Source organism: Stenotrophomonas sp. KH_029, from assembly GCF_057839765.1.
In genome coordinates this window covers 2,800,461-2,814,289 of sequence record NZ_CM174498.1, presented here as the reverse complement: position 1 = coordinate 2,814,289, position 13,829 = coordinate 2,800,461, and the positions used below count along the sequence as shown (strand labels likewise).

The window sequence follows — 13,829 nt, the reverse complement described above, 5'->3', positions numbered from 1 at the left end:
CCTAGCATCGCCCCCGATCACGAACCGATCCAGGGGATTCCGGCATGTGCGCCACCTTCAAACCTTCCACGTTGTGCCTCGCCCTGCTGCCCTTGCTGGGCCTGCAGGTGTCTGAACAAGTGTCTGCCCAGGAGGCGCGCGCCAGCACCGAGGCCGCCACGCTCGATGCAGTGGTGGTCACCGCACAGAAGCGCGAGCAGTCGATCAAGGACGTGCCGATCTCCATCGCCGCTGTGACCGGGCAGGAAATCGAAAAGCAGAACTTCACCGATTTCGAGCGCCTGTCCACCCGCATTCCGGGCTTCTTCGTGCAGCAGCAGACCGACAGCTCGGCCAGCTTCGTGATGCGCGGCATCGAAGCAGGCAATTCCGGCGCGGTGTCCGAGCCCAGCATTTCCTTCTTCCTCAACGACGTGGATACCAGCCGCTCGCGCGGCATGCTCAAGGAACTGTTCGACCTGGAGCGGGTGGAAGTGGCCAAGGGGCCGCAGGGCACGCTGTACGGACGCGGCGCGCAGATCGGCGCGATCGCGGTATACACGCGCAAGGCCGATCCCTCCAACTGGGAATGGTCGATGGAAGGCCAGCTCGGCAACTACAACCTGTACAGCGCCACCGCAGTGTTGAACGCGCCGCTGGTCAAGGACGAACTGGGCCTGCGCCTGGCGGTGCGCAAGCGCGGGCGCGACGGTTACGTGCGCAACCTGGCCGGCGGCGACAAGCTCAACGATGACGATATGACCGCCGCGCGGATGTCGCTGCGCTGGCTGCCGCGCGATGACGTGAGCATGGACCTGATCGTCGACCACCAGGCCGACGACGATGGCTTTGTGATGACCAAGGCGATCAACATCGCCTCGCCGGGCGGCGACACCAGCCCGTATTCCGATGCCGCGCAGACCGCCTACAACCCGCCACAGCAGCGCCGCCAGACCGGCGTGACCCTGCTGACCGACTGGACCCTGTCCGATGTCTGGCAGATCCGTTCGATCAGCGCCTGGCGCGAAGTGGCGTTCGCCGAATCCTGGGACATGGACGGCACCACCTATCCCTTCCTGGTCGGGCGTAACTGGGCCGACGACCAGCGCATCCTCAGCCAGGAATTCCGCCTGGCCTACGATGCCGGCGGCCGCTTCCGCACCGCATTCGGGCTGGGCTACTACGACGACAAGACCTACAACCTGAGCCAGACCACCATCAACGAGCAGTACCTGCTGGCCGGCTTCCCGCGCAACACCACCCCGGTGACCCGGTTCCAGGGGCGGCCGGTCACCAGCGGCGTGTACACGCTCAACAGCACCCGCAACCACCGCGGCAGCGCCTCGGCCTACGTCAATGCGTCCTATGACCTGCAGCCGGCGTTGACCCTCGATGCCGGCGTGCGTTTCACCCAGGACCAGGCGCGGGTGCGCAATGCGGCCTCGGTCGGCACGGTCGATGGCATCGCGCCGATCGCGATGCCCAACGGGCTGGGCAATTCGCTGGGCCAGGAGTTCGGCACCCGCGCGGACTTCAGCATGGTGCAGCCGCGCGCCGCGTTGACCTGGCGCGCCAGCGAGCAGATCAACCTCTACGCCGGGGTGTCGCGCGGGCTGCGCTCGGGTTACCCGCAGATCAGCTTCGCCGTACCGGTCAACGGTGTGGCGCAGCCGGTGTTCGGCAAGCTGGGCACCGAAGAGGTACTGAACTACGAGCTGGGCGCCAAGGGTACGGTGGGCAAGCGCTTCTACTTCGATGCGGCGGCCTTCACCTACGACTACAAGGACTTCCAGACCCGCGCCACCGACCTCACCGTGGGCATGGTCAACGCCGGCAAGGCGTCGGCCTACGGGCTGGAGCTCAGCGGTGCCTGGCAGCTGACCCCGTCGCTGACCGTGTCCGGCGCCTATGCCTACCTGCACACCCGCTACGACAGCTTCTTCGAGGTGGTCAACGGCAGCCTGGTGGACCGCTCCGGCAATGTGTTCCGGATGGCGCCCACGCATACCGCCAGCCTTACCCTGGACTGGCGCGGTGCCGCGTTCGGGCGCTGGGAGGCGTTCGGCAACGCCAACTATGCCTGGCGCTCGAAGTACTACCTCAACAACGACAACCTCGACAGCGAGAGCCAGAAGGCCTTCGGCCTGGTCGACCTGCGTGCCGGGCTGGAGCGCAACGACGGCGCGGTGCTGGTCGAAGCCTATGTGGAGAATGCCTTCGACCGCCAGTGGGTGCGCGACGTCGGCAACGGCGGCAAATACTTCGGGGTGCCCACCGCGATCCGCGCCAACCCGCGCATGTTCGGCATCCGGGTGCGCTTCCAGGGTTGGGGGGAAGCCAAATGATCCGCGATGTCCTGTACGCCGGCCTGGTCGCGCTGGCGGTGAATACCACCGCTGCCGCCGCCGAACCGCGCCTCAACCAGATCCAGGTGGTGGGCACCCACAACAGCTACAGCCAGCCGGCCGACCCACGCGTGTTCGCGGTGATGGACCCGCTGCTGACGCCGTTGATCAGCGGCATGATGAAGCAGATGCCCGAGCAGATGCGACGCGACTTCGCCGACGAGCACCCCAACAGTTTCGAAGCGGGCCTGCGCCCGGCGCTGGAGTACCGCTTCCCGACCCTGGAGACCCAACTGCGCGCGGGCCTGCGCAGCGTGGAGCTGGACCTCAATGTCGACCACGACGGTGGCCGCTTCGTCGATCCGCTGCCCTATCGGCTGCTGCGCGCGCGCGGCGAGCGCGATCTGGAGCCGCTGTTCGACCAGGCGTTGCGCGAGCCCGGCCTGAAGACGCTGCATATGGTGGATGTGGATTTCCGCAGCAGTTGCCCGACCCTGCGCCTGTGCCTGCAGCAGATGCGGGGTTGGTCCGATGCCAACCCGGGGCATTCGCCGGTGTTCGTGCTGCTGGAGCCGAAGTTCGCCAGCTTCACCACCATGATTCCCGACGCCACCGCGGTGCAGCCGTTCGACGCGCGCGCCTTCGCCGAGATGGATGCGTCCATCGCCCAGATACTGGGCAGAGAACGGGTGGTCACCCCCGACGACCTGCGCGGCCGGCAACCCACGCTGGAAGCGGCGGCGAAAGCAGGGCAGTGGCCGGCGCTGTCGGCGGCACGCGGCAAGTTCGTGTTCCTGATGATCGTGCCCGGCCTGAACCTGAAGACCTTTGCGCCGTACCTGGATGGGCATCCCAACCTGGAAGGGCGCATGGCCTTCGTGCAGGGCCGTCCCGGGATGCCGCACGCGGCCTTTGTGATGATCGACAACGCGCTGACCCGCGGCGACGAGATCCGGCAACTGGTGGCGCAGGGCTACCTGGTGCGCAGCCGCGCGGACATCGACACCGGCGAAGCCCGCCGCGACGATACCCGTCGCCGCGACGCGGCCTTGGCCAGCGGTGCGCAGATCATCTCGACCGACTACCCGTTCGCGCCGAACATCTTCGGCAATGGCTACGTGGTGCCACCGTTCCCGGGCGGGTTGCGTCCCAATCCGGTGAATGCGGGCGAGTGACCGTACGGACACGGCGCGCACGCCACGGCGACCGGCGCATCACGGGCGCCGTGCGACGCTGGGTGCCACGTTCCGATGGGTACAGGGCATGACCAGCAACGACAGGCAGCAGGGCAAGCAGCAAGGCGTCCAGGAGAGCCAGCAGGACCGCAAGCAGGATGAAACCGCCAAGCAGCGGCCCGGCCAGACCGACCAGAAGATCCACGATGCCAATACCCGCCGGCCGCCGCGCAAGGATGGCGGCGCGGGGTGAGGATGGTGGCCCGTGCGGCGCTCGGCAGTCCGCCGGGCGCCTGCGGGCCGGTGGGGTTCAGTAGACCCGGAACTCGGCGCGACAGCCGTCGCTGACCCACACGCCGCGGCGGTCCCAGCCCCAGTTGCGGTCTTCGCGGCAGCGCGTGGCGGATTTCTGCTTGACCAACTGCACGCCGCGGCTTACGCGGACCTCGCAACGTTTCTCGCGCAGGTTGAAGGATTCGCAGCTGAGCACCTTGCCGCGCGCGCCATCCTCACGGCCCAGGTTCCAATCGCGGTCATGGTCGCGATGGCGCCAGCCACCTTCGTGCCGCCGTTCGGCGATGAACTCGGCGCGGCAGCCCCGGGTTACCCAGACCGCACCGCGCGCCTGTCCCCAATTCTCGTCTTCCACGCACTTGGTCAGCGACAGTTGACGGACCAGGCGGGCGCGGCCATCGATGGGGCACTGCTCGGTCTTGTTGGCATGCGATTCGCAGCGCACCGGCCCACGCCGGTCGTCATCATCATCGCCACGCGCATGCACGTTTGCGCTGATGGCCAGCAGCAGGGTGAACAGCAGGAAGGCGACGCGAGGTCGCGGGTGGGCAGGGGCAGTGGAGTGCATATACATCGCCATCAGAGTGAAGGGCTGGCGAGTATAGGGAGGCCGCGCGGGGATATTTTCCAGGCGCGCTTTCTGGATTAACTCCGGGTTTATCGTATGGATAAACAATAATAAACGTGATTACAACTGTTTACATTTCCGGGCCGTGCAGGTGGTGCAGCGCTGCCGCCGCGCAGCGTGCACCCCGGTATCACCAGCGCCAGCCGTAGCGCTTTCGGCGTGCCTCATGCACCGGTTTGTCATCGGCCACCGACGAATGCGGGCGGCCCGTGCCGTACCTGCCCCAGTGGGCGAACACGAAGGCCATCGACAGCGCCAGCACGGCACCGATCAGTGCGGTGGCGGACACCGACTGCAGTGCTGCGTATCCACAGAGCGCGGCTGCCACGACGCACAGCAGCGACGCGCTGAAACAGACCAGGCGGCGCAGCAACAGCCAGGCCAGTGCGGCGCGGCGTTCGGTGCTGGTGGGCGCATGGCCCTCGCGCGACCGGAAGTAGACGGCCACGGCGATCAGGGCTGCGGGAAACAGGAAAGGTAGAAAATCCAGCATGCGGGTATCGGCGCGGCCCCGGTGTCGGGGCGTCATCGACAGTGTTGGCGAAGCCTGTACGCCGGTCAATGGCAGGCCGGTTGCTTGAGCCAAAAGGTTCTTGACCAACGTGCGGGGCTACAGCCGGTCGATGCCGGCGCGGCCAACATCCAACCGCTCTGCCTGTCGCAAACCGCACTGGAACCGCGCACTGCGTTGGGCATAATCGCTTCCATGCGGCCGGCGTTGCGATAGTCGACCGGCCCTCGGTCAACGTTGCGTTCAAGGGAGTCGTGCCAATGCGTCGATGGCTGGGATTGATGGTGGTGCTGCTGCTGGCAGCCTGCTCGCCGAAGCTGCCGTTGAGCGACTACGGCGACCGCTTTCCGGTGGCCAAGCCGTTCGAGCTGGCCAAGGCGGGGGGCAGGGTGGAAGCCGATTTCGAATTGTCGGCACGGTCGGACGGAACCTGGCCACGCATGGTGTTCATCGGCTTCCGCACGGGTGGGGCGAAGGGGCGGCCGGATATGGAGACCGGTGACCATGATTACCTCGATTACGAGGATATTCCGCTCAAAGTGCAGCTGTGGCGGATCGAGGGGCAGCAGCGCATTCCGGTCACCCTGTTGGAACAGCATCTGGTCCGCGCAAGCGACGGCACCTACCCCTACGAGGCGAACACATCGCATGTGTTCACCCGCCATGGCGGTGTTGGCGTGGATGCCGAGACGCTGGAGGCCAAGGGCCGGTTCGACATGAACATGGCCTACGACTCGCACGAGATTGCCTTGATCTCTCCATCGCTGCCCGGGCGCTATCACCTAGAGGTGGAGAGTCTGCAGGGGCATCCGCAGATCAGCCACCTCAACTTCGAGGTGTTGGTAGCGTACTTCCACTACAAGTGAGGGACGGAGATGAACGATCGATTTGCTGACTGGCACCCGCATACGCGCGCTGACAGACCGGCTTATACCGTGACCATCTATCTCGCGGCGCCGGGCACGGTGATCAGGAAAGAAGGGCAGGAAGATCATCCGTCCAGTGCCGGGCATGCCTACTACTCCATCAGCAACGGCAGGGAAAGTGCCGGCTACGGGTTCTCTCCGATAAAGACAGGTATCTGGGGTCCGGGCCAGGTGGTAAAGAATGAGCACGTTTCCTATCAGCAGCCCGTCTACGCCCGCACGATGGAGATCACTGCCGAGCAATATCAGGCGTTGAGCGAGTACGGTTTGGCCGGCGCGGACAGGAAGGAGACCTTCTTCAACCTCTACTACAACGGCGCACACAACAGCTGCGTCGACTTCCTCTGGACCGGCCTGAACCGCGCCGGGCTGCATGCGCAGCTGCCGGCGGGTAACGGCCAGGCGTCGCCGGCCACCGGCTTCGAGGGAGAAGTGAAGGTACTGGACAACATCGACCGTATCCGCAGCATTCCGGCGCCCATCCCCGACAGCCCGTTGAACACGCAGGAACGCAACCCGCTGCCGGAGAACCGCAGCTGGCTGCAGAAGCGGCTGACCGAGCAGGATCAACCGCCTTCGCCCGGATCACCGCTGCCCGACTCCTTGCAGGATCCCGCGCATCCGGGCCACCCAAGCTATCGTCGGGCCCTGCTCGCGGTGGGCCGGATGGAAGTGGAGAACGGCATCGGCGGCGGTGCGCACAGTGAACAACTGGCTGCGGCCGTGGCGGCACGCGCCGAGCGCGAAGGGCTGGGATTGTCGGAGCTGCAGCTGAAGATGGCCGGCCAGGGCCGGATCCAGGTGACCGTGCTGGCCGGCACATCGCCGGAGCGTACATTCGCGCTGGACAGTGGGCAGGCCCTGCGCCAGTCCGTGCAGCAGCACAGCGCCGACTGGGTTGCCGCGCCGGCCGAACGGGCGCAGATGCTCGCCCGCGACGCCGAGGCCACCCAGGCCCTGCCGCTGCTGTCGGCCAACGACCGCGCGCTGTTCGAGCGCATCCGCGGGCAGGTGCCGGCCCAGCTGGGCGATGCCCACGTATTGGCGGCCACCGTCGCCGCGCGGCAGGGCGGTATCGGCCACGCCGGTGAGCTGGCCAACGTCACGCTGGCTGATGACCGCCTGTATCTGACCGGAACCACCCCGGGCTTCCGTGCCATGGTCGATGTCGGTCAGCCGGCACCGCCGGCGCAGGAAAGCCTGCAGCGCAGCGCCGGGATGGACCAGCAACTGGCCCAGCAGCAGGTGCACGATGCACAACAACAGCAGGATCTGGCCGGGCGCGGCCAGCGCATGGGCTGAGCGGCCTTCGACGCCGCAAAAAAAAAGCCACCCGGAGGTGGCTTTTCAAAATAGTGGTGGAGCCAAGGAGGATCGAACTCCTGACCTCGTCGATGCGAACGACGCGCTCTCCCAGCTGAGCTATGGCCCCACGGTGGTGCAGCATCCGCCGCTGCAGCCTGGCTGCGAATCGATCGGACCGGGCTAGTCTAGCGCTGCTGGGCGGTGCGTGCCAAGGGGGCCGTTCATGGTGCCGTTGCCGTTGCCGGTGCCGCCGCACGGCGCGGAATCTGCCCGAGCAGGGCCTTGTCCAGCTTGGCGGCCACCCCGACGCTGCGCCCGGCCAGGTTGGCGACCACGAACTTCACCGAACTGCCCATCACCTGGGCGGTCTCGGACAGGTCCAGGCCGTAATCCTGCTCCAGCCATTGCGCCATGCCGGCGGTGGCAGCGCGCAGGGCGTCGTCGAGCGAGCCGGCCTGGCCGAGCACCATCAACTGGGTGGCCGATTCGACCCGCGGCGCCGATTGTGGCCTGGCCTTGACCAGCTCGACGCGGAACTCCACGTCCATCGAGGTCTCCAGCGCGTACTGCGACGTCTCGCCATCGCCCTGCAACGCATGCGCATCGCCCAGGTACAGCAGCGCGCCGGGCTGGTACACCGGCAGGTAGACGGTGGCGCCCTCGCGGACTTCGTTGAAGTCCATGTTGCCGCCGTAGCGGCCGGTGTCGCCGGTGGACATCGGCGGGTTGCCAAAGCCCGGGGCGACCGCTAGCCCGCCGAGCATGGGCTGTACCGGCACCCAGAAACCCTTCAGTCGCCCGCTCGACTGCTGCGGTCGGGCGCGCCCGCGTTCGCGGTCCAGCTGCCAGCGCACCGGCTTGCCCAGCGCGGTGGCCTTGGCCGCCAGGGCCGGGGTCAGGGCGCGGCCGACGATGTCGTCCAGGCTGTCGGCGTAGTCGCGGTTCAAGCGCAGTTTGCTGATGTGCACGGCGAGCACGTCACCGGGCTCGGCATCCATCACGTAGAACGGGCCGGTCTGCGGGTTGCCGAACAAGGCGCGGGTCTTGCCCTGCGCATCCACCCCGCCCGAATCCAGCGTGGTGGTCTGCACGCTGTCGCCAGGCCACAGCGTCAACACCGGCGCGCGGTGCGCGGAGAACTCGTTGGACCAGCTGGTGGGCGTGAACGCATGCAGGCGCGCACCGCCGGCCGGGCGGCCAGGCAGGCGGCGCGCGCTGAAGGCGTGCTCGGCCCGGGCGCCGACGGTGTTGGTGTCGGGGTAGTCGGCGCTGCCCTGCAGCGCATCCCGGGTTTGCTTGCCCTGGAAACGGTAGCTCGCGCCATCGCTGCCGGTCACGGTGAAGTCCACCGCGTCACCCTGCCGCCGCCCCTGCAGCGGGTCGCCATCGAAGCGACCGCGCAGGGCGCCTTCGCTGTCGGGCAGGGTCAGCAACTGGTAGGCGGGGTTACCCCACAGGTCGGTGGTGACCAGCCATTGGGCATCGCCGGCCAGCGCGAACGGAGCAGGCAACAGCAGCATCAGGGGCAGCAGGGCGCGGCGCAGCATGGGCATCGGTCTTGATCGGATCAGGGCCTTCCTTCTCGCCCGGATCGCCGTATTGGGCAAGTGCCAAAGGCGGGCCTGCCCGATGGCGTGCGGCCCGGTGCCGGCTCAGGGCGAGGCGAAGGCGATCTGGGCGGGGTCGCCGACCTGCAGATGGGTCTGGTAGTAGTACTTGTCGGTTGCCTGGCCCTGGGCGGTAGTCAACTGGATGCGCACCCGCTGGGCCTGGCCACGGACACTGAGCCGGCGGTGCAGCAACGCCGGCACGTCAACGCCCAGCTGCTGCGCCAGTTGTTCGGCCACCCCGGGCGCCAGGACCACGGTCAGGCAGTTCTGGTTGCGATAGTCGCGTTCGGAATTGAGGAAGATCCGGTCGCGCTCGCCACCAATGGCCTGCACGGTCATCACGAAGGTGCCGGCAATGGGCCTGGCCGGCTCGACATTGGCCGCGCGCACTGCATCGGCAGCGTCGGTCCACGGGGCAGGGGTGAGGGTGGCGCAGCCGCTGAGGGCGGCAAGCAACAGCAAACTGTAAATACGGCGCACGTGGGTTCCTAGTGCTGGCAACGGGCAGCGCAGCGTGCCCGTGGGCATTGTCGATGCGATGACGGCCGGGCTCAAGTGCGCGACGCATTGCTCTCTTCCGGGCAGCCGGCCGGGCAGGCATAATCCGCGCCACGACTTCCGGCGGCATAGCCCTCAGGTCAGGGCAGGGGATGGACGGCCGTCCCCCGCAGCGCCCTGCAACCAACCTGCAACATCCACGACATAACGTGCTGCATCGCTGCGCAACCAGCGGTGCTGCCGTTGTTCATCCGCGTGCGCCGCACGCCACCCAGTTCAGTACTCCCCGAGACCCTGCATGCCTGCCAATCGCAACACCCCCGTGTCGATGCCGTCCCGCCACTCCCGCGCGCTGCCGCGCCGCCATGCACTGGCGCTGGCCTGCGCCACCGCCGCGCTGCTCGGCCCGGCCGGTGCCGCGCTGGCGCAGGACGCCTCGCCGACCGCGCTGGACGCGATCACCGTCACCGCCGACCACCGCGAGCGCAACCTGCAGGAAGTGCCGGTTTCGGTCGGCGTGGTGCAGGGCGAGAAGATCCGCGATTACACCGCCGGCGGCGACGACACCCTGCTGGCGCTGTCGGGCAAGGTGCCCAGTTTCTACGCCGAGACCACCACCGGGCGCATCTTCCCGCGCTTCTACATCCGTGGCCTGGGCAACATCGATTTCTACCTGGGCGCCTCCCAGCCGGTGTCGATCATCCAGGACGACGTGGTGCTCGAGCACGTGGTGCTCAAGTCCAACCCGGTCTACGACGTGGACCAGATCGAGGTGCTGCGCGGCCCGCAGGGCACGTTGTTCGGCCGCAACACCACCGCCGGCATCGTCAAGTTCGACACCATCAAGCCCAGCCAGGACTACAACGGCCGCGTGCAGGCCAGCTATGGCAGCTACGGCAGCGTGGCCATCGACGGTGGCGTGGGCGGGGCGATCAACGACATCGCCTCTTTCCGCGTATCGGCGCTGTACCAGCACCGCGATGACTATGTCGACAACACCTACGCCGGCCCCAGCGCCGATGGCACGGTGTCGCCGAAGAAGAACGCGATGGGCGGTTTCGATGACCGCAACGTGCGCGCCCAGCTGCTGCTGCAGCCCAGCGAGAACTTCTCGCTGCTGGCCTCGGCGCATGCGCGCGATTACGAGGGCACCTCGACCCTGTTCCTGCGCAACGCGGTGACCCGCGGCTCCAACAAGACCGACGCGCCGCGCGACCGGGTGGCCTACGATGAGGCCGACAACAACCCGCAGGCCTACAAGACCTACGGCGGCTCGGTGAAGGCGGTCTATGACTTCGGCGACCTCTCGCTGACCTCGATCACCGCCTACGAAACCACCTCCGGCTACAGCCGCGGCGATACCGATGGTGGCGCGGCGGCCAACTTCCCGGTCAATGGCGTGGCCAACGGCTTTGGCCAGTCGATGGGCCAGATCCGCGACCTGGACCAGTGGACCCAGGAAATCCGCCTCGCCAATGGCGATGACAACCGCCTGAAGTGGCAGGTCGGCGCGTTCTACTTCGACGGCCGCGACACCACCGATTTCTACCAGCGCGCCTGGTTCCTGCAGGGCAATGCGCGCAACCCGAACAACTGGGTGCGGCTGCGCAACGTCAACACCTCGTGGGCCGGTTTCGGCCAGGTCAGCTATGACGTCACCGACAAGTTCACCCTGACCGCCGGCCTGCGCCAGACCCGCGATGAGAAGCACACCCGCCTGCTCAAGACCGCCGACACCGCCGCCGGGGTGGTGACCTACAAGGGTCGCACCGACGTGGAAATGTCCGATACCACCCCGAGCTGGGACTTGAGCGCGATGTATGCGTTCAACCCGCAGTTCAGCGTGTATGCGCGCGTGGCCCGTGGCTTCCGCGGCCCGACCATCCAGGGTCGTTCGGCGGTGTTCAACGCCGATTTCACCACCGCCGATTCGGAAACCATCCTGTCCTGGGAAGCGGGCATCAAGAGCAGCCTGTGGGATAACCGCCTGCGCCTGAATGCCGCCGCGTTTACCTACGTGGTCAACGACATCCAGCTCAACGGCAACGATTCGGACGGCAACGGGGTGCTGTTCAACGCCGACAAGGCCAAGGCCTACGGCCTGGAAGCGGACATGGAACTGCGTCCGATCCCGAACCTGGCCCTGAGCGCCGGCATCAGCCTGCTGCACAGCGAGATCCAGGACAGCCGCGTCTACGCGCAGGTCTGCGCGCTGAACGGTGCGGTGGTGTGCACGGTGAACGACCCGACCATCAAGGTCGGCGCCAACACCTTCGCCCAGATCAACGGCAACCCGCTGCCGAACGCGCCCAAGTACAACATCAACCTGGCCGCGCGCTACGACGTGCCGGTCAACGACAGCGATGTGTTCTTCGTGTCCACCGACTGGAACAAGCAGGGCTACACCAGCTTCGTGCTGTACGACTCGGCCGAGTTCAACTCCAAGGGCAGCTTCGAAGGCGGCCTGAAGCTGGGCTATTCGGGCAATTACGGCGCCTGGGAAGTGGCGCTGTTCGCGCGCAACATCACCAATGAGAAGAATCTCAAGGGCGTGATCGAGAACTACATGGCCGCGGTGTACAACGAACCGCGCACCGTGGGCGTTTCGCTCAATCTCAACTGGCAGTAATCACGTCCCCGGCCGGTGCCGCAGCCGCGGTGCCGGCCGGTGATGGGGAGTACCGACAACGCCCTGCCTGTGCAGGGCGTTGTCGTATCTGCCGCCGGAACCACCGTGCACCAGCACCGGTCCCTGGCGGCCGGCGATGGATCAGGGGCGGGCCGTTGGCGCGCTGCAGTAGCGCGAGGTGTTCCGCGCTGCGGGCACATGCCAGATTTCTTCGCCTGCGTCATCGTCGCCCTGGTAGAAGGCGATGCGGCCGTCGTCGGTGTAGTGCAGGGTAGGGCTGAAGGTAATGCCCTTGCTGCTGCCGTCGGCGTGGATGAAACGGAGTTCTCCGCCACAGACGAAGTTTCCGCCCACCTCGGGGTTCAGTGCCGCGCAGGACAGTGATGAGGATTCGGCGACTGCGTGGCCTGGCGCTGCCGGGACGATCAGGCCGTTGTCCACCCGTTCGCAGAAATAGTCGGCGATGACGCTGCGCATCTGCGCCTGCGAGGGCATCCAGTCTGGACAGCTGTACGGATCAGGCGCGCAGCTGTTGACCGGCATGGTGTCGGCGCGCTCATCGGCGGGCTCGGCAGCGGCCGTACTGTGCAACACCACCAGCATCGGCACCATCAGCAGCCGCAGCAGCCGGCATCGCGGCTGTTCTGGAGACATGTAGCGCACCGTATGGGGAGGGAAGCGCCAGTATAGGGTGGTGCCAGGCGTTGCGAAGCGTTGGCAGCTCCAGAGCTTGTGGGACTGGGCCGGCCGCGTCTGGCAGCGTGTTGCTTGCAACCGTCGTTGAGGAACGGATGCAGTTCGGTGCCCACCGCGCCGCTGAGGCGGCGGGCACCGGTGCGCTTATGCCGCAGGCAACAGCGCCGACAGGATCGGTTCCAACTGCGCCTGACGCCAACCGGCCAGTGCGGTCGGCCACTGGCGGCTTTCCAGATAGCTTTCCAGGTGCTTGCGCGAGGCCAGGACGCCGTCGGGCAGGCCCAGTTCGGCGGTGCGCGCGCTGACCGCATCCTGCAGCCGCTTGAGCGCCTGCTTGTTGCTGTCGTTGGCCGGCAGCGCCAGCGGTGCGTCGGCCTCGTCGTCCAGCGGGGTCACCAGCGCCTGCCAGACCTGGCTGGCCAGCTTGCGCGGGGCCTTGGGGAAGCCTTCCATCAGCCGGTCCAGCGCCTGCGCATCGGCCGGCGGCGTGCGTGCCAGCGCTGCGGCCAGTTCGTTGTCCAGCACCCAGCTGCGCGGCTTGTCGCTGGCACGGGCCTGTACATCGCGCCAGCGCAGCAGGCGCAGCAGGCGCATCTGCGCCGGGCCGTCCATGAACTGCGCCGAGCGCATCGCCACGTGCGGCCAACGGTCCTCGTCGTGTTCGACGCTGGCCAGCAGGCGTTCGGCATCGTCGTGCAGCCATTGGCGGCGGTCCAGCTCGCCCAGCCGCGCATCGATGGTGTCGTGCAGCGTGAACAGGTATTCCACGTCATCGGCGGCGTACTCCAGCTGTGCCTCCGACAGCGGCCGGCGCATCCAGTCCGAGCGGGTTTCGCCCTTGGCCAGGGTGACCCCGGTGATCGCGGTGACCAGTTTCTGGTAGCCCATGCCACCGCCGATGCCGGCCAGCGAGGCGCCGATCTGGGTGTCGAACAGCGGCCGCGGCAGCACGCCGCAGGCGACCTTGAAGGTGACCAGGTCTTCGCTGGCGCTGTGCATGATCTTGAGGATGCCGGTATCGGCCAGCCAGGGCGCCAGCGCCTGGGTCATGCCGGGGATCAGCGGGTCGATCAGCAGGATTTCATCGCCGACCGCCATCTGCACCAGGGCCAGCTGCGGCCAGTAGGTGCGTTCGCGGATGAATTCGGTGTCCAGCCCGATCCGGGTGGGGCGCTGGCGGTAGCGCGCGTCCAGTTCCGCCGGGGTTTTGATCCAATAAGCCACGTGGGTTCC

11 protein-coding genes, 1 tRNA gene and 1 pseudogene are annotated in these 13,829 nt (G+C 67.1%); 6 read left to right on the top strand and 7 right to left on the bottom strand.

What is annotated here, in order from left to right:
• Positions 1 to 44 precede the first annotated feature (44 nt).
• From AC3ITM_RS12745 to AC3ITM_RS12735, 3 genes are all read left to right on the top strand, one after another.
• Positions 45 to 2,324: a TonB-dependent receptor gene (locus AC3ITM_RS12745; RefSeq protein WP_489265456.1), complete on the top strand. Its 2,280-nt coding sequence runs from the start codon at positions 45 to 47 to the stop codon at positions 2,322 to 2,324.
• Positions 2,321 to 3,499 (top strand): Ca2+-dependent phosphoinositide-specific phospholipase C, encoded by a 1,179-nt coding sequence (locus AC3ITM_RS12740; RefSeq protein WP_489265454.1) that lies wholly within the window; start codon positions 2,321 to 2,323, stop codon positions 3,497 to 3,499. The genes AC3ITM_RS12745 and AC3ITM_RS12740 overlap by 4 nt, the downstream gene beginning before the upstream one ends.
• A gap of 88 nt (positions 3,500 to 3,587) precedes the next feature.
• Positions 3,588 to 3,752 carry a hypothetical protein gene (locus AC3ITM_RS12735; protein ID WP_489265452.1) on the top strand — a complete coding sequence of 55 codons (165 nt, stop codon included), beginning with the start codon at positions 3,588 to 3,590 and terminating at the stop codon, positions 3,750 to 3,752.
• A gap of 57 nt (positions 3,753 to 3,809) precedes the next feature.
• On the opposite strand, the gene AC3ITM_RS12730 is transcribed toward AC3ITM_RS12735, so the two are convergent.
• Together AC3ITM_RS12730 and AC3ITM_RS12725 are read right to left on the bottom strand one after the other, a co-directional pair.
• Positions 3,810 to 4,361, bottom strand: coding sequence for a DUF3011 domain-containing protein (locus tag AC3ITM_RS12730; RefSeq protein ID WP_489265450.1), 552 nt, complete (start codon positions 4,359 to 4,361; stop codon positions 3,810 to 3,812).
• A gap of 190 nt (positions 4,362 to 4,551) precedes the next feature.
• Positions 4,552 to 5,022, bottom strand: a complete 471-nt coding sequence (locus AC3ITM_RS12725; protein ID WP_489265449.1) for a hypothetical protein — start codon at positions 5,020 to 5,022, stop codon at positions 4,552 to 4,554.
• Positions 5,023 to 5,213: 191 nt separating this feature from the next.
• On the opposite strand from AC3ITM_RS12725, the gene AC3ITM_RS12720 reads away from it, so the two are divergent.
• A complete protein-coding gene (locus AC3ITM_RS12720; RefSeq protein ID WP_489265448.1) occupies positions 5,214 to 5,798 on the top strand; it encodes a hypothetical protein in 585 nt (194 codons plus the stop codon).
• 69 nt (positions 5,799 to 5,867) lie between these two features.
• Positions 5,868 to 7,160, top strand: coding sequence for an XVIPCD domain-containing protein (locus AC3ITM_RS12715; protein WP_489265446.1), 1,293 nt, complete (start codon positions 5,868 to 5,870; stop codon positions 7,158 to 7,160).
• A gap of 54 nt (positions 7,161 to 7,214) precedes the next feature.
• Here the strand turns inward: AC3ITM_RS12715 and AC3ITM_RS12710 are convergent.
• From AC3ITM_RS12710 to AC3ITM_RS12700, 3 genes are all read right to left on the bottom strand, one after another.
• Positions 7,215 to 7,290, bottom strand: a tRNA-Ala gene (locus AC3ITM_RS12710).
• Positions 7,291 to 7,384: 94 nt separating this feature from the next.
• The gene (locus AC3ITM_RS12705; RefSeq protein WP_489265444.1) at positions 7,385 to 8,710 is read right to left on the bottom strand and encodes an acetamidase/formamidase family protein; all 1,326 of its coding nucleotides are present in this window, start codon (positions 8,708 to 8,710) and stop codon (positions 7,385 to 7,387) included.
• 105 nt (positions 8,711 to 8,815) lie between these two features.
• The gene (locus AC3ITM_RS12700) at positions 8,816 to 9,253 is read right to left on the bottom strand and encodes a hypothetical protein (protein WP_489265443.1); all 438 of its coding nucleotides are present in this window, start codon (positions 9,251 to 9,253) and stop codon (positions 8,816 to 8,818) included.
• A 379-nt stretch (positions 9,254 to 9,632) separates the two neighbouring features.
• On the opposite strand from AC3ITM_RS12700, the pseudogene AC3ITM_RS12695 reads away from it, so the two are divergent.
• Positions 9,633 to 11,900, top strand: a pseudogene (locus AC3ITM_RS12695) (TonB-dependent receptor); the annotation flags it as partial.
• Positions 11,901 to 12,041: 141 nt separating this feature from the next.
• Here AC3ITM_RS12695 and AC3ITM_RS12690 read toward each other — a convergent pair.
• A complete protein-coding gene (locus AC3ITM_RS12690) occupies positions 12,042 to 12,554 on the bottom strand; it encodes a hypothetical protein (RefSeq protein ID WP_489265441.1) in 513 nt (170 codons plus the stop codon).
• A 186-nt stretch (positions 12,555 to 12,740) separates the two neighbouring features.
• Positions 12,741 to 13,820 (bottom strand): ribonuclease D, encoded by a 1,080-nt coding sequence (rnd, locus tag AC3ITM_RS12685; RefSeq protein WP_228884446.1) that lies wholly within the window; start codon positions 13,818 to 13,820, stop codon positions 12,741 to 12,743.
• Positions 13,821 to 13,829: the final 9 nt, after the last annotated feature.